The organism is Amycolatopsis mediterranei (genome assembly GCF_026017845.1).
Classification (GTDB): Bacteria; Actinomycetota; Actinomycetes; order Mycobacteriales; family Pseudonocardiaceae; genus Amycolatopsis; species Amycolatopsis mediterranei.
The window spans coordinates 2,619,437-2,640,504 of the sequence record NZ_CP100416.1 but is presented as its reverse complement, the minus strand read 5'-3'; the positions used below and the strand labels follow the sequence as shown (position 1 = coordinate 2,640,504).

The window sequence follows — 21,068 nt, the reverse complement described above, 5'->3', positions numbered from 1 at the left end:
ATGAGTACCCCATACGAGCGCCCGAGAGTCCCGGACAAGGTCGGTGTCGACGGTCTGGAGGCCAAGTGGGTACCCGTATGGGAATCCTCCGGTGCCTACCGCTTCGACCGCACGAAGACCCGGGACGAGGTCTATTCGATCGACACTCCCCCGCCGACGGTCAGCGGGTCGCTGCACATCGGGCACGTGTTCTCCTTCACCCACACCGACGTGCTCGCGCGGTTCAAGCGGATGCGCGGGCTCGAGGTGTTCTACCCGATGGGCTGGGACGACAACGGCCTGCCGACCGAACGCCGGGTGCAGAACCACTTCGGCGTCCGCTGTGAGCCTTCGCTGCCCTACGACCCGGACTTCCGGCCGCCGGAGAAGCCGGGCAAGGACGTCGTGGCGATCTCGCGGCGCAACTTCGTCGAGCTGTGCGAATCCCTGACCGAGACCGACGAGCAGGCCTTCGAGCGGCTGTGGCGGCAGCTCGGGCTCTCGGTCGACTGGACGATGACCTACCAGACGATCGGGCACGACTCGCGGCTGATCTCGCAGCGCGCGTTCCTGCGCAACCTCGAGCGCGGCGAGGCTTACCAGGCCGAAGCGCCGACGCTCTGGGACGTGTCGTTCCGCACCGCCGTCGCCCAGGCCGAGCTGGAGGACCGCGAACGCCCAGGCGCCTTCCACGACCTCGCGTTCACCGGGCCGGACGGTGCCGACGTCGTGATCGCGACGACCCGGCCGGAGCTGCTGCCCGCGTGCGTCGCCCTGGTGGCGCACCCTGATGACGAGCGGTTCAAGCCGCTCTTCGGAAAAACCGTGCGGACGCCGGTGTTCGGCGTCGAGGTGCCCGTGGTGGCGCACCACCTCGCGGATCCGGAGAAGGGCCGCGGGATCGCGATGGTGTGCACCTTCGGCGACACCACCGACGTCACGTGGTGGCGGGAGCTGCGCCTGGCGACGCGGGTGGTGCTGGGCCGGGACGGCCGGTTCTTGCCCGACGCGCCGTCCGGGGTGCCCGCGGAGGCGTACGCGCCGCTCGTGGGCAAGACCGTCCACACGGGACGCGAGATCATGGTGCGGCTGCTGCGCGACGCGGGCGCCCTGCGCGGCGAGCCGCGGCCGATCACGCACTCGGTGAAGTTCTACGAGAAGGGCGACAAGCCCCTGGAGATCGTCGCCAGCCGGCAGTGGTACCTGCGCAACGGCGGCAACGACGAGGCGTTCCGGAAGAAGATGCTCGCCCGCGGCGAAGAGCTGAATTGGGTGCCGAAACACATGCGCGTCCGGTACTCGTCGTGGGTGGAGAACCTCGCCGGCGACTGGCTGATCAGCCGGCAGCGGTTCTTCGGCGTGCCGATCCCGCTGTGGTACCGGCTCGATTCCGCCGGCGAGCCGGACTACGACGCCCGGCTGCTGCCGGACACCCTGCCGGTCGACCCGAGCAGCGACGTCCCGCCGGGGTTCACCGAGGAGCAGCGCGGCGTGCCGGGCGGGTTCGCCGCCGATCCCGACGTGATGGACACCTGGGCGACGTCGTCGCTGACGCCGCAGATCGTCGGCCGGTGGAGCATCGACGACGACCTGTTCTCGCGCGTGTTCCCGATGGATCTGCGGCCGCAGGCGCACGAGATCATCCGCACCTGGCTGTTCTCGACGGCGGTGCGCGCGGAGCTGGAGCACGGCGTGCTGCCGTGGCGGGAGGCGTCGATCGCGGGCTGGGTGCTCGACCCGGACCGCAAGAAGATGTCGAAGTCCAAGGGCAACGTGACGACCCCGGTGGACCTGCTGGAGCGGTTCGGCTCGGACGCGGTCCGCTACTGGGCGGCGAGCGCGCGCCCGGGCGTCGACACGGCGGTGGACGAAGGCCAGATGAAGGTCGGGCGACGGCTGGCGACGAAGCTGCTCAACGCGAGCCGGTTCGTGCTCGGCCTGGGCGTGCCGATGCCCGGCGCGGCCGCCACCGAGCCGCTGGACCGGGCGCTGCTGGCGTCGCTGGCCGTCGTCACCGGGCAGGCGACGGCGGCGTTGGAGGCGTCGGACTACGCGCGGGCGCTGCAGGTGACCGAGACGTTCTTCTGGACGTTCTGCGACGACTACGTCGAGCTGGTGAAGGGCCGCGCGTACGGGGACCGCGGTCCCGACGCGGCCCAGTCCGCGCGGGCGGCGCTCGTGACGGCGCTCTCGGCCCTGCTGCGGCTGTTCGCGCCGTTCCTGCCGTTCGCGACCGAGGAGGTCTGGTCGTGGTGGCGTTCCGGGTCCGTGCATCTGGCCGCGTGGCCTTCGGTGGCGGAGTCCGACGGTGACCCGGAGCTGCTTTCGCTGGCCGGCCACGTGATCGCGGCGGTGCGCCGGGCGAAGACCGACGCGAAGGTGTCGATGCGATCCGCCGTCGAGACGCTCACCGTGACCGGACCGGCCGAGGTGCTGGAGCGGTTCACGGCCATCGAGCCGGACATCCGCACCGCGGGCGCGATCTCGTCAGTGGAGACCCGGGAAGGCGACTTCGCGGTCGAGGCCGAGGTCTGACGCCGGTGGGTCGCCGTCACGAACCGGCGGCGACCCACCAGGCTTCGTCGAGCTCGCCGCGCGCCACGATCTCGGCGGGCCCGGACAGCGTCGACGCGCCGCGGGACACCGTCACCTCGACGCGGCCACCCGGGATGTCCACTGTGGACGCGCCGGTGTCGGTGCCCGCCAGGTGGAACGCGGCCGCCACCGCGGCGACCGTGCCCGTGCCGCACGCCCGCGTCTCGCCCACCCCGCGCTCGTGCACGCGCATCCGCAGCGCGCCTTCGCCGAGGCAGTTGATGAACTCGAGGTTCACGCCGTGGGGGAACAGGTCGTGGTCGAAGTCGGGTTGTTCACGCAGGTCGAGCCCGGCCACGTCGTCGTCGAGCAGCGACACCAGGTGCGGGTTGCCGACGTCGACCGCCACGCCGGAGAACGGGCGGCCGGCCACCACCGTGACCGACGTGCCGGTGATCGTCGCCGGTCCCATGTGGACGGTCACCGAGCGGTCCGGGTGCACCACGACCGGGCGATCGCCCGCGCGGGTGCCGACGACGAACTCGCCCTCGGCGGCCAGGCCCGTTTCGACCAGGTAGCGGGCGAACACGCGCACACCGTTGCCGCACATCTCCGCGATCGACCCGTCGGCGTTGCGGTAGTCCATGAACCACTCGCCCGCGGACGGCTCGCCGAGCTCGGCGGCGCGCACGACGCGCAGCACGCCGTCGGCCCCGAGGCCGCGCCGTCGGTCGCACAACGCGGCGACCCTGGCCTCGGTCAGCTCGAGGCGGCCCGCCGGGTCGGGGAGCAGCACGAAGTCGTTCTGTGTGCCGTGCCCCTTGAGGAACTCGATACCGCCCATAGGGGCAAGATTACCGGGCCAGGGTATCCAGGACGCGCGCGGCCAGCCCGGGATCGGCGCCGTCGAACCAGTGGATCCGCTGGTCGCGCCGGAACCAGGACCGTTGCTTGCGGACGAAGCGCCGGGTGGCCTGCGCCGTCGCCGCGGCGGCCGCGGCGAAGTCGCCGTCGCCGTCCAGTTCGGCGAGCACCTGCTGGTACCCGAGCGCCCGCGATGCCGTCTTCCCCTCGCGCAGGCCCCGCTTCTCGAGCTCGCGCACTTCGTCGACCAGCCCGGCCTCGAACATCCGCCCGACGCGCTCGTTCACGCGCTCGTCGAGCTCCTCGGGCGCCCGGTCGACGCCGATGACGACCGTGCCGTAGCGGGCGGGTCCCGGTTCCGGCAGGTTCGCCGAGAACGGTTCGCCGGTGATCTCGATGACCTCGAGGGCGCGCACGATCCGGCGCGTGTTGGTCGGCAGGATCTTGGCGGCGGCGACCGGATCACGTTCACCCAGCCGGGTGTACAACGCGGGGGTGCCGAGCTGCTCGGCTTCCGCGTCGAGCCGGGCCCGGACGGCCGGGTCGGTGCCCGGGAAGCGCAGGTCGTCCAGCACGGCCTGGACGTAGAGGCCGGACCCGCCGGCCAGCACCGGGACCCGGCCGTCGGCCAGCAGCCGCTCGATCTCGGCCCGCGCGTGCCGCTGGTAGGCCGCGACGGACGCCGTTTCGGTCACGTCCAGGACGTCGAGCAGGTGGTGCGGGACGCCGCGGCGCTCGGCCTCGGTGGCCTTGGCGGTGCCGATGTCCATGCCCCGGTAGAGCTGCATCGCGTCGGCGTTGACGACCTCGCCGCCGAGCGCGCAGGCCAGGTCCACGGCCAGCGCGGTCTTGCCGGTGGCCGTCGGCCCGACCACCGCGACCGGGACGGCGGGGCTGTTCACGGCGGCTGACGATACCTGCGGGCCGACACGGAGCGTCCACCGGAAGTAGGATCACGAGCTTCGAGTGGCCCATCCAGTACCACGGTGCGCGCTGAGCTGCTTGAATGCCGCTTGGGGCCGTAGCATCCGAGCACGGCCCGTGACGACCGCATTACCCGGCCCCGCCCGAACGGCGGGGCGCCCGCGCGAGCGGGCGTACAGGCGATAAGGAGCCTGCGATGGCCCAGGAGAACACTTCCACCGGTACCCCGGCCCCGCACCCGGTGCCGCACGCGCTGCACGCCGGGCACGCCGCCCCGCCCGTGCCGCCCGCCGAACCCACCCCGGCCATCTGGGGCCGGATCGACGACGAGGGCACCGTCTACGTCCTCACCGCCGAGGGCGAGCGCGCCGTCGGCGTCTGGCAGGCGGGCACTCCCGACGAGGGCCTGGTGCACTACGCACGCCGCTTCGACGACCTGCGCACCGAGGTCGAGCTGCTGGAGACCCGGCTGATCTCCGGGGCCGGCGACCCGAAGCACGCGCTGTCGAGCGCCACCCAGATCCGCGACGGGCTGGCCGAGGCCGCCGTGGTCGGTGACCTGGCCGCGCTCGCCGCCCGGCTGGAGTACGTCATCGGGCACGCCGAGAAGGCGCTGGCCAGCGCGAAGGCGGAGCGCGAGGAGGCCCGCGCCGCGGCGGTCGCCCGCAAGCAGGAGCTGGCCGAGGAGGCCGAGAAGATCGCGGCCGAGTCCACCCAGTGGAAGGCGGCGGGCGACCGGCTGCGCGCGATCCTGGACGAGTGGAAGACGGTCAAGGGCGTCGACCGCAAGACCGACGACGAGCTGTGGAAGCGGTTCTCCAAGGCCCGCGAGGCGTTCAACCGCCGCCGCGGATCGCACTTCGCCGAGCTGGACAAGCAGCGCGCGTCGGCCAAGCAGCGCAAGGAAGAGCTGATCGCCGAAGCCGAGGCCATCAGCGAGTCCGAGGACTGGGGCGACACGGCGGGTCGGTACAAGGACCTGATGACCGAGTGGAAGGCGGCCGGCCGGGCGCCGAAGGACAGCGACGAGGCGCTGTGGCAGCGCTTCCGCGCGGCGCAGGACAAGTTCTTCGCCCGCCGGTCGGCGGTGTTCTCCGAGCGCGACGCGGAGTTCACCCAGAACGCGGCGCGCAAGGAAGAGCTCCTGATCGAGGCCGAGAAGATCGACGCGGCGGCCAACCTGGAGGCGGCGAAGAGCGCATTGCGGCGCATCCAGGAGCAGTGGGACGAGATCGGCAAGGTCCCCCGCGAGCGCATCCGCGAGCTGGACGGCCGGCTGAAGGCGGTCCAGGACGCGGTCAAGTCGGCCGAGGACAACCGCTGGCGCAAGACGGACCCGGAGGCCCAGGCCCGGGCGGCGCAGTTCCGCGAGCGGGTGGAGCAGTACGAGACCCAGGCGGCCAAGGCCCGAGCGGCGGGCGATGAGCGGCGGGCGAAGAAGGCGGACGAGCAGGCGGCCCAGTGGCGCGAGTGGCTGCAGGCCGCCGAGGCGGCTGTTGCGGACCGGTGAGGTTTGTTGGCCGGGTTTGCGGCCGCTGAAGGTCGCCAGCCGCGGAGGCGGCGGTCGCGAACCGGTGAGGTTCGCCGTCCGCTGAGTCCGGTTCTCGCGGAGGCCCTTCTTGTCGGCTGTTGTGGCTGGTGAGAAGGGCTTTTGTGGTTTGTCCACAGGGCGGTCGTGATGTGGGCAAGGCGGCCGCTCAGGCGCGTTTTCGAGCGGTTCTGACGGTGGCCGCCGATACGCTGGAAGCGGGGGCAGCCCCCAGGGAGGGCGGGCCGTGCCGCCGGGCCGTGCCGCCGGGCCGTGCCGAACTAAGCCGCCCCTCGCCAAAGCAAGCCGCGCCAAGCCAGATCGGGCCGAGCCACGCCAAGCTCGGCCGCGCCAAGCCGGACCTCGCCAGGCCGAGCCAAGCCGGACCTAGCCAAGCCAGGCCGGGCCGCCGACGCCTGTGGGTGGCGACGTTGCGCAAGCGGGCCCACCCGAAGGGGTTCGGTCATCGCCCCGACCGGGGGTTACCGCGCGCTTTCCGCTCCGCGCGGTGCTGCACTTCGATCATGACCAGGACATCCCACAGCACCGGCCGGATCATCTCCGCGCTGGTGATCAGCGTCGCCATCGGGGGGCTTGCCCCCGCGCTCGTCTCCCCCGCCGGGGCCGCTTCGCTCTCCTCCTCCGTCGAAGCCGGCAAGGGGAAGGTGAAGGTCGAGGGGAAGCTCGGCAAGGACCACGTCAAGGTCAACGAGAAGGTCGACCTCAAGGGCAACCTGCAGGTGCTCGACGCGGCCCGCTCCGAGCAGACCGTCGAAACCGTCATCGTGCAGCAGCTGCAGGCCGGCGCTTGGGTGAACATCGCCGACACCACCTGCCGGCCCAATGGCGGCTTTTCCTTCAGCCTCAGCTTCAACCTGAGCGCCACCGTCTCGCTGCGGCTCTACCACCCCGAGACGGCCCTCTACGCCGCCGCGTACTCGGCGAGCACCCTCACCCTGCGAGTCGGCTGATCCCGGTCCCCGCCGGTCCTCAAGATCGTGAGAACGCCGTGCGCATCCACTGGACCGCGAGGCAGATCATCGCGATCCAGGCGATCACCATGCCGAAACCCGGGCCGCCGCCCGCGGCGCCCGAGGCGTGGGATGACTGCTGGGACCAGATCGCCAGCAGCCCGTCCACCGAGGCGAACCAGCCGCCCGCCGCGCAGACCCAGGCCAGCCACCAGCGCCGCGTCACCAGGGCCAGTGCCGAGGCCAGGATTCCGACACCGGTCGACGTCGCCGCGAACAGCTGGGGGATGCCGCCGCCCTCGCCGGCCAGGACCTGCCAGCCCGCGTGGTCGCCCACCCACGGAAGAATCAGGCAGATCAGCAGCACGAACGCGAACACCGCGATGGTGAACCCGCGGCGGCCCAGCTCCACCGTGCGGGACGCGCGCTTGCCCGCTTCGTCGATCTCGGCCGCCAGCTCGGCCAGCTCGCCGTTGCCACGCGACTCGGTCACAGCGCACACCCACTCACCGGTTCGGGCTGGGCGGCCGGGGCACCGAAGCCCGGCAGGCCCAGCGTGACGCCGCTCGTCTTCGGCCGGAGCCCGGCCTCCGCGTTGTCGCCGGCGCGCGTCCGCCGGTGGGACAGCAGGTCGCCGTCGGCCACCAGGTGGTGCGGTGCGCCGTAGGTGACGACCGTCTCGACGACGTCGCCGGGGCGGACCGCGCGGTCGACGTGGGCGCCGGCCGGCGTGAAGTGCACCAGGCGCCCGTCGCGGGCGCGGCCGCTCATCCGATGCGTCTCGGCGTCCTTGCGGCCCTCGCCCGCGGCGACGAGCAGCTCGACGCGACGGCCGACGATCTTCTTGTTCTCTTCCCAGGAAATCGCGTTCTGCAGCTCGACCAGGCGCTCGTAGCGCTCCTGCACGACCTCCTTGGGCAGCTGGCCGTCCATCGTCGCGGCCGGCGTGCCCGGGCGCTTCGAGTACTGGAAGGTGAACGCGCTGGAGAAGCGGGCCTGGGCGACGACGTCCAGGGTCGCCTGGAAGTCCTCCTCGGTCTCGCCCGGGAAGCCGACGATGATGTCGGTGGTGATCGCCGCGTCCGGCATGGCCGCGCGGACCTCGTCGAGGATGTTCAGGAAGCGCGCCGAGCGGTAGGACCGCTTCATTTCGCGCAGCACCCGGTCGGACCCGGACTGCAGCGGCATGTGCAGCTGGTGGCAGACGTTCGGCGTCGCGGCCATGGCGTCGATGACGTCGGAGGTGAAGGCGGCGGGGTGCGGCGAGGTGAACCGGACGCGCTCGAGGCCGTCGACGGTGCCGCACGCGCGCAGCAGCTTGCCGAACGCCAGCCGGTCGCCGAATTCGACGCCGTAGGAGTTGACGTTCTGGCCGAGCAGGGTGACCTCGAGCACGCCCTCGGCGACCAGCGCTTCGACCTCGGCGAGGATTTCGCCGGGCCGCCGGTCGCGTTCCTTGCCGCGCAGGGCGGGCACGATGCAGAAGGTGCAGGTGTTGTTGCAGCCGACCGAAACGGACACCCAGCTCGCGTAGGACGACTCGCGGCGCGCGGGCAGCGTCGAGGGGAAGGTCTCGAGCGATTCGAGGATCTCGACCTCGGCCTCGGCGTTGTGCCGGGCGCGCTCGAGCAGCGTGGGCAGCGCCCCGATGTTGTGGGTGCCGAACACGACGTCGACCCACGGCGCCCGCTTGACGATCTCCCCGCGGTCCTTCTGCGCGAGACACCCGCCGACGGCGATCTGCAGGTCGGGGTTCGCGACCTTGTCGGGGCGCAGGTGCCCGAGGGTGCCGTACAGCTTGTTGTCCGCGTTCTCCCGGACGGCGCAGGTGTTGAACACGATGAGGTCGGGCTTGGCCCCGGCGGTGGCCGGAACGTAGCCGGCGTCCTCGAGCTGCCCGGCGAGCCGCTCGGAGTCGTGCACGTTCATCTGGCAGCCGAAGGTGCGGATCTGGTACGCCCTGGGTGCCTGGTTCTCGGTCATCGGCTTCCAGGGTAGACCGGCTGCCGCCTGCGGTTCCGCGGTGCCCTCACGCCGAGGATCGAGAGCGTAGCTGCCCACCCGGTGCGCGGCCCGCCGGCCGCCGCAATCTCCGCCGATCTTGTCCGTGTCCCACCCGGCCCGGTATCCGATCGTCGTCCGGTGCCGCCGCTGGAGCAGGCCAGGCAGTGCGCGGGTCTCCGGCAAGCTCGGGCGCGGGGCGGGTAAGCCTCGGTCGGCACGTGAAACAACATGAGATGACAACGGACAAGCCAATCCGGCAACCCGTTCCCCGGCCGCCTGCCCGGTCTGGCAGGTTGATAGATGTAGGTCTGGAGCAGCCCTGTGAGGCTGCTGGCATCTGGGCCCTTACCGCGCTGCTCGGCGTTGTGCCCCGCAGCCGGGGGCGCCACGACGCCAGAAGCAACCTCCCCGCCTGAAATAACCGCTTCCCTCAACTCGGCTGGAAGAACTCGAGCAACCGGCGGCTCGCGTCCGGGGACATCAGCAGCTGCTGCATGTCCGCCGACATGCGGGCCCTCGCTTCCGTTCGCTCGAACATCTCCTTCTCGTACTCCGCCACCGCTGTGCCGAAGTCGTCCGGGTGCGCCACCAATGCCAGGCCGAGGAGGGCGCCGTCCAGGAGGGCCATGTTCGCTCCCTCCCCCACCGGGGGCATCAGGTGGGCCGCGTCGCCGATCAGGGTGGTTGTCGGCGATGAGGGCCAGGTCAGGCCGACCGGGAGTGTGGCGAGTGATCGGGGCACGAGCGTGTCGTCGGACGCTGCGATCAGGGCCGTGATCCGGGGGTCCCAGCCGTCCAGGAGCTCGATCAGGCGTGCGCGGGCCGCGGGCGGGTTGTCGAACGGGATGCCGCTCGTGGCGAACCAGTCTTCGCCCGTGTTGTAGAAGCTGATGCCGATGCGGACGCAGCCGTCGCCGTTGCGCTGGGCGGCCAGGGACTTGCCGTCGCCGAACACCCAGTAGTTGCCGCGGCCGACCATGGCCGCCAGGTCGGGGTGGGTGCGGTCGATGTCGGGGATCGCGAGCTCGACCGCGTTCTGGCCGAGGTGCTCCGGGCGGGCGTCGGTGAGCAGGGGCCGGACCCGGGAGTTCGCGCCGTCGGCTCCGACCAGCAGGTCGTAGCGCGCACTGGTGCCGTCGGCGAAATACAGGACGCCCTCTTCGGCGTGGTCGAACGCGTGACCCCAGCGGACCGTTCCCTCGGGGAGTGAGTCGAGCAGCAGGTTGCGCAGGTCGGTGCGGTCGATCTCGGGACGCGCCATCGGGGCGTCGTCCGGCGTGTTTTCCTCGAGCAGCAGAGTGCCGTCCGGCTCCAGGAGACGCATGTCCTGCCCCTCCCGGCGCGCGATCGCCAGGAAGCGGTCGAGCAGCCCGGCCTCGCGCAGCGCCCGCTGCCCGGAATGGATGTCGAGCATGCCGCCCTGGCGGCGGGCCTCCCGCGAGGCGTCGCGTTCGTACACCACGGCCTCGACGCCCTGGACGTGCAGGACCCGGGCGAGCGCCAGGCCGCCCATCCCGGCTCCCACGATGGCGATGGTCATGATTCCCCTCCGATACGCTGTCCGTCTCGATACACTGTATCGCAACAGCCGATGTATTGTCACGCTCATGTTGGTGTGGGAACGACCGGAGCCGGCGAACCGGCCGGCGCCGGCCCCGCTGAGCCGGGACCTGATCGTCCGCACAGCGGTGGAGCTGGCCGACGAAGCCGGCCTGGACGCGGTGTCGCTGCGCAAGCTCGCCGCCGTCCTGGACGTCGGGCCGATGCGGCTGTACGGCTACATCGACACGAAGGACGAGCTGCTCGACCTGATGGTCGACGCCGTCCACGCCGAGATCCGGCCGTCCGGGGCCGGGTGGCGCGAAGTGCTGACTTCGGTGGCCGAGGCCACCCGGCAGGCCGCGTCCCGGCACGAGTGGTTCGCCGACCTGATCGGCGGCCGGCCCCAGCTCGGCCCGAACGCGCTGGCCAGGGGCGAGGCGGTGCTGGCCGCGCTGGACGGCGTCGACGTCGACGTGGTCATGCCGGTGGCCGCCGCCGTCGACGCGTACGTGATCGGGGCGGTCCGCCGGGAAATCGCCGAACGGCGGGCCGAGCGCGCCAGCGGGCAGGACCAGCGGCAGTGGCAGCGCACCCACGGGCCCTACCTGGAGCGGATGTTCGCCACCGGCCGCTTCCCCGCACTGGAGACGGTCGTGCGCGACGCCACCCACCTCGACGCCGACGAGACCTTCCGCCTCGGCCTCGGCTTCCTCCTCGACGGCATCGGGGCCGGCATCTCCGCCGGGTAGCTACTCCCCGGCGTCGGTCAACATGGCGACCATGCTGTGGGGCGCGTCGGCGCCGAACATGATCGCGTAGATGTCCACGTCCTCCGCTTCCGCCGCGGCACGCGCGAACATGGCCCGCTCGAACCCGGCCAGCGCCGTCTCCACGTCACCGGGGTGGGCCGCCAGGGCCTGACCGAGTTCGGCACCGTCCAGCATGGCCAGGTTGGCCCCTTCGCCGTTCGGGGGCATCAGGTGGGCCGCGTCGCCGAGCAGGGTCACCCCCGGCACGCGGTCCCAGCGGTGCCCGGCCGGCAGCGTGCCGAGGCGGCGCAGGACCGGCGGGGTGTCGCTTTCGGTGAGCAAGGCGGTCAGCTCGGGGGCCCAGCCGTCGAACTCCCCGGCGACCCGGGCCGTCACGGTCGCCGCGTCGGCGCCGTCAAGCCAGTCCTGGGGCTTGAACAGCTGCGCGTAGGTGTGCAGCGTCCCGCCGCTCTCGCGGTGGGCCACGATTCCCTTGCCCGACGCGAGTGCGTAAAGCGCACCCTCGCCGACCGCCTTCGCTACGGCGGGATGGCGGGCGTCGCCGTCGAAGAGGAACGTCTCGACGACCGTCACGCCGACGTATTCCGGCGTGGCCGCGGAGAGCAGCGGACGGACTTTCGACCAGGCGCCGTCCGCACCCACCAGCAGGTTCGTGCCGATCGTGGTGCCGTCGGCCAGGGTTACCTCGTGGCCGCCGTCGCCGAGCGCCCGCACCCCGGTGACCTTGTGTCCCCAGTGGACGGTGCCGGGCGGCAGCGAATCGAGCAGCAGCTGCCGCAGCTCGCCGCGCTGCACTTCGGGACGTTCGCCGGTGCCGTCGTCGGGCTGGTCGAGCAGCACGGTGCCGTGGCGGTCGACGACGCGGGTGGACTCACGGCCCGGCAGGACGAGCTCGCGGAACCCTTCGGTCAGGCCGGCCGCCTCGAGCGCCGGCTGGCCGTTCCACGGGTGGATGTCGAGCATGCCGCCCTGGCGGCGGGCGGCCGGGGAGGCTTCGGCCTCGTACACCTCGACCGGGATGCCGTGCAGGTGCAGGACGCGGGCCAGGACGAGGCCGCCGAGGCCGGCTCCGATGATCGTGACAGTCATGATTACCTCCGATTGGATCGTCGTTCCAATCGGCACGCTAGCACGAGTTTGGATCGACGTTCCAACCGTGCGATGATCGGCACATGGCGAAACGGGCCCCACGGCGCACGGACGGGCTGTCCAAGGAAGTGATCGTGCAGGCGGCGGCCGCGATCCTGGACGACGGCGGCGAGGCCGCGCTGACGTTCCGCGCGCTCACCGCCCGCCTGTCGACCGGCTACGGCGCGATCTACCACCACGTCGCGAACAAGAGCGACCTCCTCGCGGCGGCGACCGACGCCGTCATCGCCCGCGTCATGGGCGACGCGGTCGTCGAGGCGGAGCCGCGGGAAGCGCTGCGCACGGTGTCGCTGGGCCTGTTCGACGCGATCGACGCCCACCCCTGGGTCGGCGCCCAGCTGTCCCGGGAGCCGTGGCGGCCCGCGCTCCTGGAGGTCTACGAGCGCATCGGCGGGCTGCTCGAGGCGCTCGAAGTGCCCGAGCGGGCGTTGTTCGACGCCGCGGGCGCGCTCGTCAACTACGTGCTCGGCGTCGCCGGGCAGAACGCCGCCAACGCCCGGCTCCTCACCGACGGCGAGGGGGACCGGGCGGCCTTTCTGGCCACCGTTTCCGCACAGTGGGAGTCACTCGCCCCGGAGAAGTACCCGTTCGTGCACAAGGCCGCCGCGCACCTGCGCGAGCACGACGACCGCGAACAGTTCCTCGCGGGCGTCGACCTCTTCCTGGCCGGTGTCGCCACCCTTCGCTAAACCACGCGGATCGTGGATCCGGGTTCAGCGCGTGACCGCGCAGCCGGTGGCCCGGAGCCAGCCGGCAGGCTGCGGCGCGTAGGCAGCGCAGGTCAGCGTGGCCGGACCGGTGGCAACCAGCAGCACGTCCAGGCCCACGAGCCGCCATACCCAGAGGGTGCCGACGTGGAACACGTAGGGCGCCCCGAGATCGGGGAAGCCGGCGCAGTCCTTCGACACGTCGTACGTCGAAGAGGCCGGCCGCTCCTGGGTCGCGCTGACACAGCTCGTCGTGGTCGCGGCCAGTGCACCCGGCGCCGGCACGATCAGTCCACACCACGTGGCGAGCACGAGCGAAGCGACCGCGGCCAACCGTCGAACCGATCGGAATCCCACCGTTCCCCGCCTTTCGACCATGGTCGGAACGGGGCGCAACGGACCCCCTGCCCCGGCGACCTCACGCTACGCCGGGCGAACCGGTGGCGGATATGGGACATCCGGGCGATCGACGGAGAAGGCCCGCTCCCCCAACGGAATCCGCGGCGATACCGCCCCTCACCTCACGGCAGTGGGCGCCCAGGCCGCGAGTTCCGCGCGAACCGCGGCCAGCTGGGCCGCGCTCGGCGCCGCCGCCGGTTCCGCGATCAGCGCGTAGTGCAGACCCGGCGTCGCGGGCAGGCGCAGGCGGTCGCCCACCCGGGTGACCGAGGCCAGGTCCGTCACCACCGTCGGTGTCATTCCCGACGGCACGTGGAGTTCCGTCGGTGCCCCCGCGTCGGTTCCCTGCCACACCAGGACGCCGTACCGGCCGGTGCCGGTCAACGCCGCGGTCGCCGGCATCGTCGACGGGATCTGGTTCCACGTCAGCGTTTGGCTGCCGTCACGCGAGCGGTCCTCGTAGGTGAACGCCAGCGTGTGCCCCGCGACGGCCGCCGGGTAGAGGCGGTCGAGCAGGCGCGCGTCCTGGCGGAGCTGGACGGTGCCGTCGTCCGCCGTGCGGGCTGACGAGAAGTCCTCGCCGTTCCAGGCGTCGCCGTCCGTCTTGACCTTGTCCGGGTTGTCGTTCATCAGCTCGTGGTGGCGGCCGCTGTAGATGTCCCACTGCCACTGCGTCGCCGACAGCACCGGACCCGAGTCCGCCGGCTTGCGCCACCAGTTCGCGCCGGCCACGCGCGAGTCCAAGGCCTGGTACATCGCCTTGTCCACCGTCGGGGTCTTGTCCGAGGTGTAGCCGGTCATCGGGTGGCCGAACTCGGTGACGATCGCCGTCGTGCCCAGCGCGGCCGCGCGGTCCCGGACCGTGCCGAAGCTCGCGCTGTACTGGCCGTCGCCCGCCTTGCCCGGCAGGAACACGCCGGACTGCGCGAGCTGGTCGTAGAAGTGCGTGTTGAACACGTACCGCGGACCCAGCACGCCGGTGTCCTGGAAGCCACCGGGGTGCAGCTGGAAGGAGATGTTGGCGTTCCAGAACATGTTCGGCTCGACGAACGCGGGTTTGTCCTGCCAGCCGGCGGAATCCATCGCTTCGCGGAACCGCTCGAAGAACGGCCACAACACGTTCTGTTCCCACGCCTTGCTGTCCTGGCCCTGGTCGTACCGCCCGGCGAAGGGCTCGTTGTACGGGTCCATACCCGCGACACCGGCGAACTGCGCGGCACTCAGGTTCGTCCGCAGGTAGGACATCGTCTGGACGGCCTGGCCCACGAACTCGTCCTGGACGCCGCGGGCGTTGTGCCAGAAGTCCTTCGTGGCGTCCTGGACCGCGCCGTTCTGGGTGATGTTCTGGCCCCAGTGGGCGCAGATGCCGCAGCTCTCCGCGGGGTAGCCACCGAGGTCGACGACCCACTTCGGCGCGCCGTCGCCGGTGTACCAGCTGCCGCGGTTGAACAGGTAGCGGGAGAACAGGTCCTGGTGGAAGTCGGGCAGGACGGTGAACCCCTCGTCCAGGAACGCCTTCAGCTGGTCGGTCAGCGCGGCCAGGTACCGGGTGTCCACCGGCCCGCGCACCGGCTGCGTCCCGGCCCACGCGATCGGGAAGCGCACGGCGTTCGCGCCGGTGAGCGCCCGCATCGACTGGGCCGAGCGGCGCGCGTCGGCCGCGGTGGCGAACGGCAAGAAACCGTTTTCCGCCAGCTTCGTCTCCCCCGAAACGTTGAAGCCGCGCAAGACCACTTCGCGGCCGTACTCGTCGACGAACGCCGAGCCGCGTACGGTCAGCCGGTGCTGCGGGACATCCTCGGCGACGGCGGAGGCGACGACGCCGGACGTCATCGCCACGGCGGTGAGCAAAGCCACGAGCAGGCGCATGATGGGCAGCCCCAAACGTGAAGGAGTTTCACAAAAAGCTAGCGACCCGATCCGGGGCCGTCAAGGGCCGAACGGAGCCGTCAGGCCGCCCGCCGGAGCCACTGCTGGTTCGTCACGCCGGTACACGGGTACTGCTTGAGGGCGGCGCCGTCGGCCGTCGACGCGGAGACGACGTCCAGGCACTTTCCACTGTGGCGGGCCACGATGCGGACGTACCCGCCGTCGGCGGCCTGGAGCTGCCACTGCTGGTTCGTGCCGCCGTTGCACGCCCACTGGATCGCCGCGGCACCGTCCGCGGTGGAGGCGTCCGAGACGTCGAGGCACTTCCCGCTGTGCCGCGCGATCAGGCTGGCGTACCCGTTGCCGAGGTCGAGCACGCTCCAGTGCTGGTTCCAGCCGCCGTTGCACGAATACTGCTTCACCGCCGTGCCGTCGTCCTTCGCCGAACCCGGGACGTCCGCGCACTTGCCACTGTGCCGGGCGACCAGCGATTCGTACGCGCTGCCGGTGCCGACACCGGCGACCACGCCCGTCGCCGCGTCGATGCTCACCTTCGGGGACCAGCTCAGCGACATCGTGGTGGCACCGGGAAAACCCAGCGGCAGCCAGACGTACCTCGACTCGTTGACCGGACGGCTCCAGGCACCCGCCCAGCGGTCACCCAGGTAGAGGTAGGAGGTCGCCTGCGAACCCGCCACGGGCAGCACGTACGCGGTCTGACTGCCGAATCCGGTGGAGTCCCCGACGTTCGTCAACCCGCTCCAGGTCCCCGTGACGCTGGTGGCCGTCGCGTACTTCTGCTGGTTCGGCTGCCAGCCGGTCGCCGCCGAGGTGAGCAGGAAGTAGACGCCGTTGCGCTTGAACATCGCCGGCGCCTCGCGGTACGAGCCGGGCCACAGCGTCTGCACCAGCGCGGCGACGCCGGTGTAGTCGGCGGTGAGCCGGTAGACGTTGAGGTCGGCGTTCTCTCGGGCCGCGGAGGCCATGTACGCGGTTCCGTCGTCGTCCTTGAACAGCGTGATGTCCCGGGACATGTGGACGCCGAGCGGGCGGAAGCTGCCGCGGTAGGTGTAGCCGCCGTCGACCGTCGAGGAGGTGGCCACGGCCGCGCGTGCTTCGGCGTAGTCGTCGCCGTTCTCCTTGTGCATCCACATCACGTACTGCCCGGTCGAGCTGTTGTAGACCACCTTCGGCCGTTCGATCTTCACCCGGCCCAGCTCGGCCGCCGACGACTGCGTCAGCACGTCGTTGCGGAATTCCCACGTCTTCAGGTCGGTCGAGCGGTAGACCGAGACGGCGCGGAAGGTGTCGTCGGCGTTGCGGTTCTCGCCGAACCAGTAGTAGTACGCGCCCACTTTGAGCATCCCGCCGCCGTGGGCGTGCACCAGGGCGCCTGCCGGGTCGGTGAACTGGCTCCCGTTGGTCACCGTCACCGGCGCGGCCTGCGCACCGGGCGCGGCGAGCAGCAGGGTGACGAGCACGAGCAAGGACAAGACCGCGCTACGTCGTCGTAGCATGCCGGCTCCTTCGCAAGCGTGTCAGCAGCCGACGCGGAAGGCCGCGCCCTGCTTGTCCACAGTGGAGGATGTACTGGACCCGAAAGGACTGTTAGCGCTAACAGCAGTGTCCTAGTGTAAGTGACGCGCGCCACACGGTGTCAAGGTCCGATCGTCGGGAGATCGGCCAGGCACGCCCCGCCGGACTCGCGCGGGGGAAATAAGTCGATCAAGCGAACCGGATCCGCGTGGCGGCCGTATCCCCCAGCAGGACGGTGGACGACGGAGGGACGGCGACGTGGCGCGCGAAGGCACACTGATCGGCGACCGGTACCGCCTGCTCGGCCCGGCTGGGCAGGGCGCGGTGGTCTGGCACGCCCAGGACGAACGGCTCGACCGGATCGTCGCCGTCAAGCCGTTGTTCGACGAACCAGCGCCGGCGATCCCCGTGCAGCGGGGCGCCATCTGTGACGTCGTCGACGAGGACAGCACCACCTACCTGGTGCTCGAATACCCAGGCGCGCGGACGCTGACCGAGCTGCTCGACGAGCACGGCACGCTGGCACCCGGTCTCGTCGCGCGGTTCGGCGCCCAGCTGGCCGCGGTCCTGGCGGCCGCGCACGACGAGGGTGTCCTGCACGCCGCCGTCGATCCGGACCACGTCGTCGTCTCGGCCGAGGGCCACGCCGCGATCGTGGCCGGGGCGGGCGGCTGCGGGGCGCGCGCCTACCTCGCCCCCGAGGTGCTCGACGGGGGCTTCCCCGACTTCCCGTCGGAGGTGTTCTCGCTCGGTGCCACCCTCTACGCCGCCCTCGCGGGCCGGACCCACGAGCTCGAACAGGCGCCCCACCCGGTCACCGAGGCCGTGCTCCAGCTGCTGCACCCCTCCCCGACGGCCCGGCCCACGATGGCGGTGGCCGAAGAGCTGCTGAGCGCGTTCTTGCCCCGCCGTCCGGGCTCGCGGCCGGACGGCGGGGCAAGGCGTGCTGCCGCGGGCGACTACCGCTGCGTGTAGACGAAGCCCACCTTGTCGACCTCGTCGCCGGCGCGGCCGTGGAAGCCGGCGATCTGCCAGCCGTCCGGGGCCGTGCGGGTGACGCAGTCGCCGGTCGTCGAACCGCCGGCGAGCACGTGGCCGAGGTTGGTGGTGAACCGGGCCGAGAAGATCCGCGTCGTGCCGCTGTACTTGCCCTGGCACAGGGTCGCCGTCGTGAGGTACTCGCCGGTGCCGAGCGTGAGCGACGCCGCCGTCCCGCCCGTGCCGCCGTGGGTCAGGGTGGTGCCGTTCTCCAGGGTCACCCCGACCTGGTCGACGCGGGAGCCGCTGCGCAGCGAGAGCGTCCGCACCCGGGCGCCCGCGGGCACCGTGGCGACGTCGGTGAAGTAGTCGCCGTGTGGGCCGCCGTACTGCTCCGACAGCCGCAGCGCCGGGTTGCGCGTCCAGGTGAACCGCACGGTGATCGGGTCGTGGTCGGACAGCATCTTGCCGGAGTCGTCGAGGAACTTCGCGTGTTCGTTGTTGTAGAAGGTCGCGTCGAGCGACACGAGGTTGCTGCTGCGGTAGAGGACCTTGTCGACGATCTCGCAGTCGTTGGTGACCACCGGTTCGCACAGCAGCGCCGGGCTGCCGGGCGCCGGGGCGACCCCGCCGCGCACGAGCTTCACCCACGCGTCGGTGAGGCCGTTGTCCGAGGCGAACCCGGCGATCGTGTCGGCCGCGCGGGTGTAGCGCGTGTTGGTGTCGCCCATGACGACCACCGCGTTGCCCGCCGAGTGCGACTTGATGAACGCGGTCAGCTGCGCCAGGTTTGACGCGCGCGAAGCCTCGTCGCCGTCGTTCGTCCCGGCGTTGGTGTGCGCGTTGTAGAAGTCGACGTACATGCCCTCGGCCAGCCGCACCCGCATGAAGGTGAAGCCCTTCGGGGTCAGGCAGTCCCCGGAGTCGACCTGGCAGGACGTCCAGTGGACGCGCTCGAAGTCGTCGGTGTCGTAGGGCAGCGACGACAGCGTGTTGAGCCCGCTGCCGATCCCCGCGCCGCCGCTGGTCGGCGTGCGGTACGGGTGGTTGTCGGCGGCGTAGAGCTTGGCGTGGTAGTTGAAGTCCTCTTCGACGTGCACGATGTCGTAGGGAGCGATCCGCTGCCCGATCGCCGTCGTCGCGGGGTCACGCGGCGTCGGCGCGCTCGAGATGCTCTCGGGCAGGCCGGCGACGTTGTAGCTCAGTACCGAAAAGCTGCCGCTGCCGTCGGCGGCGTGCGCGGCCGCCGGACTGACCACTGTGGACAACGCGGCGGCGAGCACCAGCGCGGCCAGGCGTTTCTTCACGAGAACTCCCGCAGGATTCGGACGGACAAACCGGTGGACGTGTACCGCGGAACCACCCGGTAGCCCGGGCGGTCGGTTCGGATGGCGGAGAACCGGCCGCGCAGCCGCCGCGCGCACAGCACGTCGACCTCGTGCCACGGGCAGGCGCCGTCGATCCGGAGCTCCAGGACGCCGCGCTCCAGCGTGGCCTCGCCGCGCAGGAGCAGCGCCGGTCCGGCGGTGACGGACAGCGTGCCGCCGGTCTGGTGGTAGCCGCCGGCCCGGAGACCGGACACGCGCAGCACACCGCCGGCGAGTTCGACGTCGCCGGTGCCCAGCGCGCCCGGCGTCGCCGCGACCAGCGTGCCCGCTTCGACGCGGGTGCCGCCGCGGTAGCTGTTGGCCCCGGCGAGCGTCAGCGTCCCGGTGCCCGCCTTGACGAGCCCGCCGTCGCCGCCGATGTCGTTGCGCCAGCTGTCATCCGCGGCGAACCCGCCGCGGGCGGCGTCCATCGTGACGCGGACGCCGGCGTCGAACGCGCCGTAGCCGTCGGCCGCGGCGAAGAGGTTCAGCCGTCCCCAGAGCTCGGGGCCGTCGAGCAGCGGGTGTCCACTCGGGAACGCCGTCGTGCGCAGGACTTCCCGCCGCTGCGCCGCGTCGAGGTACGGCAGCCGCGTCTCCAGGAGCACCTCGGCACCCTTCGGCACCCGCATCGCGGCGCGGGTGGGCCGGTCCGGCAGCCCGTAGGTCGCCCGGTGCGCGACCATCGCGGCGTTGGCGCGGCGGTCGCCGTATTCGTCGGCGCCGGTGTGCGCCCGGGCGAAGAGCGTGTCGGCCGTCGTGCCGGTCTTCGCGGTGAAGTACTTCAGCGCCTGCTCGCGCGCCGCTGCCTTGAGCGCCGCGTTCTCCGGGTCGGCGAGCGTTGCCGCGGTGAGCGCGGTGGCCAGGGTCCGGCCGCCGATCACGTCCACCGGCGAGTGCATCCCGGCGACGATCCGGGTGTCGGCCAGGTCGTAGGCCCGTGCCACCAATTCCTGGAACCGCTCCGGGACCGCGTAGGCCAGTGCGAGGCAGGCCAGGTGGAAGGCGTTGGTGTGGCCGCTGGGGTATCCGCCGTCTTCGGCCGGGGTCGTGCTGCGCTGGCGCAGCAGCTGCGGCGCGACGACGACGTCGGAGCGGTAGACCGGGAACCCGAGCGCGTCGGTCCGGCCGGTGTCCTCGACCCGGCTGTCGGCGGTCAGCCGCCACGGCCGCGGGTACTGGTAGGCGGCCTTGCTGGGGTTGCCCGAGGCGTAGGTGCCGCGGACGGTGTCGACGAGGGTGGCCACCAGGCCGAGTTCCGAGTCGTGCGATCCGGCGCCGAGCGCCGAGCCCGCCGGGGCGTTGGCCGGGACGGCGTCGTCGATCTTGGCCGGCGGTGTGCCGTCGGGCGCGGAGGTGATGCTCGTGACGGCCTTGGCGCCACTGCGGTAGAGGTCGGCGAGCGGGCCGAGGCCGCCGATCGCGGCGTAGGACTGGTGCTGGCGGTCGTAGACGAAGGCGCGCTTGGCGTCGGCATCGGTGCGGTGACGGGTGACGGCGACGCAGTGCCGGACGTTCGCGCGCAGCACCGCCGCGTCGAGCACGACCCCACTGTCCCAAGTGGACCCGGTGCGCCAGAGCCGCTGCATCCCGCTCAGGATGCGGACCGCGGCGTTGGTCTCCGGGGTGTGGTTCGCCGGGACGTTCGTGCGGTAGGTGTCGACGAAGGCCGTCGTCTCCTCCGCCCACGCGGGCACGCCCAGCACGGTGGGCACGGCGGCGACGGCGGGGACGAGCGCGGACCAGCGCAGGAAGGTCCGCCGGTCCAGGGGCGCAAGGGTCAACTCGTTCTCCTGAGGAGCTCCGCCGGGGGCGGGTGGGAAGTGGGGCGCGTGGCGACTGCCGGAAAGAACGCGCGGGGAACCGCTGCGGGAATGATCAGCGCCCCACCGGCACGGGTCAAGCAGCGTCCGGAGTAATTCGCCCGCGGGTAACCTGATCTTCCT

At 71.7% G+C, this 21,068-nt stretch carries 17 protein-coding genes; 6 read left to right on the top strand and 11 right to left on the bottom strand.

Annotation, left to right across the window (positions count from 1 at the left end; genetic code table 11):
- Nucleotides 1-2,514 carry a valine--tRNA ligase gene (gene valS / locus ISP_RS12660; protein WP_013224259.1) on the top strand — a complete coding sequence of 838 codons (2,514 nt, stop codon included), beginning with the start codon at nt 1-3 and terminating at the stop codon, nt 2,512-2,514.
- Nucleotides 2,515-2,530: 16 nt separating this feature from the next.
- Here valS and dapF read toward each other — a convergent pair whose 3' ends face one another.
- Nucleotides 2,531-3,358 (bottom strand): diaminopimelate epimerase, encoded by an 828-nt coding sequence (gene dapF, locus ISP_RS12655; RefSeq protein WP_013224258.1) that lies wholly within the window; start codon nt 3,356-3,358, stop codon nt 2,531-2,533.
- A gap of 10 nt (nt 3,359-3,368) precedes the next feature.
- Nucleotides 3,369-4,280, bottom strand: a complete 912-nt coding sequence (gene miaA / locus ISP_RS12650) for a tRNA (adenosine(37)-N6)-dimethylallyltransferase MiaA (RefSeq protein ID WP_013224257.1) — start codon at nt 4,278-4,280, stop codon at nt 3,369-3,371.
- 218 nt (nt 4,281-4,498) lie between these two features.
- On the opposite strand from miaA, the gene ISP_RS12645 reads away from it, so the two are divergent.
- Both ISP_RS12645 and ISP_RS12640 read left to right on the top strand, forming a co-directional pair.
- The gene (locus ISP_RS12645; protein ID WP_013224256.1) at nt 4,499-5,812 is read left to right on the top strand and encodes a DUF349 domain-containing protein; all 1,314 of its coding nucleotides are present in this window, start codon (nt 4,499-4,501) and stop codon (nt 5,810-5,812) included.
- A 542-nt stretch (nt 5,813-6,354) separates the two neighbouring features.
- A complete protein-coding gene (locus ISP_RS12640) occupies nt 6,355-6,801 on the top strand; it encodes a hypothetical protein (RefSeq protein ID WP_013224255.1) in 447 nt (148 codons plus the stop codon).
- 19 nt (nt 6,802-6,820) lie between these two features.
- Here ISP_RS12640 and ISP_RS12635 read toward each other — a convergent pair whose 3' ends face one another.
- The 3 genes from ISP_RS12635 to ISP_RS12625 all read right to left on the bottom strand — a co-directional run bounded on the left by ISP_RS12635 (nt 6,821) and on the right by ISP_RS12625 (nt 10,345).
- Nucleotides 6,821-7,294: an Rv2732c family membrane protein gene (locus tag ISP_RS12635; protein WP_013224254.1), complete on the bottom strand. Its 474-nt coding sequence runs from the start codon at nt 7,292-7,294 to the stop codon at nt 6,821-6,823.
- Nucleotides 7,291-8,784: a tRNA (N6-isopentenyl adenosine(37)-C2)-methylthiotransferase MiaB gene (gene miaB / locus ISP_RS12630; protein ID WP_013224253.1), complete on the bottom strand. Its 1,494-nt coding sequence runs from the start codon at nt 8,782-8,784 to the stop codon at nt 7,291-7,293. The genes ISP_RS12635 and miaB overlap by 4 nt, the downstream gene beginning before the upstream one ends.
- Before the next feature lie 451 nt (nt 8,785-9,235).
- Nucleotides 9,236-10,345 carry an FAD-dependent oxidoreductase gene (locus tag ISP_RS12625; protein ID WP_013224252.1) on the bottom strand — a complete coding sequence of 370 codons (1,110 nt, stop codon included), beginning with the start codon at nt 10,343-10,345 and terminating at the stop codon, nt 9,236-9,238.
- Between the two features lie 67 nt (nt 10,346-10,412).
- Here ISP_RS12625 and ISP_RS12620 point away from each other — a divergent pair, with 67 nt between their 5' ends.
- Nucleotides 10,413-11,096, top strand: coding sequence for a TetR/AcrR family transcriptional regulator (locus ISP_RS12620; protein ID WP_013224251.1), 684 nt, complete (start codon nt 10,413-10,415; stop codon nt 11,094-11,096).
- Here the strand turns inward: ISP_RS12620 and ISP_RS12615 are convergent, their stop codons facing one another.
- Nucleotides 11,097-12,206, bottom strand: a complete 1,110-nt coding sequence (locus ISP_RS12615) for an FAD-dependent oxidoreductase (RefSeq protein WP_013224250.1) — start codon at nt 12,204-12,206, stop codon at nt 11,097-11,099.
- 83 nt (nt 12,207-12,289) lie between these two features.
- Here ISP_RS12615 and ISP_RS12610 point away from each other — a divergent pair, with 83 nt between their 5' ends.
- Nucleotides 12,290-12,955, top strand: a complete 666-nt coding sequence (locus ISP_RS12610) for a TetR/AcrR family transcriptional regulator (protein ID WP_013224249.1) — start codon at nt 12,290-12,292, stop codon at nt 12,953-12,955.
- 24 nt (nt 12,956-12,979) lie between these two features.
- Here the strand turns inward: ISP_RS12610 and ISP_RS12605 are convergent, their stop codons facing one another.
- From ISP_RS12605 to ISP_RS12595, 3 genes are all read right to left on the bottom strand, one after another.
- Nucleotides 12,980-13,306, bottom strand: a complete 327-nt coding sequence (locus tag ISP_RS12605) for a hypothetical protein (protein ID WP_013224248.1) — start codon at nt 13,304-13,306, stop codon at nt 12,980-12,982.
- 183 nt (nt 13,307-13,489) lie between these two features.
- Nucleotides 13,490-15,241, bottom strand: a complete 1,752-nt coding sequence (locus ISP_RS12600) for a cellulase family glycosylhydrolase (protein WP_013224247.1) — start codon at nt 15,239-15,241, stop codon at nt 13,490-13,492.
- 80 nt (nt 15,242-15,321) lie between these two features.
- Nucleotides 15,322-16,758, bottom strand: coding sequence for an RICIN domain-containing protein (locus ISP_RS12595; RefSeq protein WP_034284325.1), 1,437 nt, complete (start codon nt 16,756-16,758; stop codon nt 15,322-15,324).
- Nucleotides 16,759-17,035: 277 nt separating this feature from the next.
- Between ISP_RS12595 and ISP_RS12590 the strand changes: the two genes are divergently transcribed.
- A complete protein-coding gene (locus ISP_RS12590) occupies nt 17,036-17,752 on the top strand; it encodes a protein kinase domain-containing protein (protein WP_013224245.1) in 717 nt (238 codons plus the stop codon).
- Here the strand turns inward: ISP_RS12590 and ISP_RS12585 are convergent.
- Both ISP_RS12585 and ISP_RS48100 read right to left on the bottom strand, forming a co-directional pair.
- Entirely contained in the window at nt 17,737-19,062 is a 1,326-nt protein-coding gene (locus ISP_RS12585; protein WP_013224244.1) for a jacalin-like lectin, read from the bottom strand. The genes ISP_RS12590 and ISP_RS12585 overlap by 16 nt on opposite strands.
- Nucleotides 19,059-20,906 carry a phosphatase PAP2 family protein gene (locus ISP_RS48100; protein ID WP_013224243.1) on the bottom strand — a complete coding sequence of 616 codons (1,848 nt, stop codon included), beginning with the start codon at nt 20,904-20,906 and terminating at the stop codon, nt 19,059-19,061. The genes ISP_RS12585 and ISP_RS48100 overlap by 4 nt, the downstream gene beginning before the upstream one ends.
- Nucleotides 20,907-21,068 lie beyond the last annotated feature (162 nt).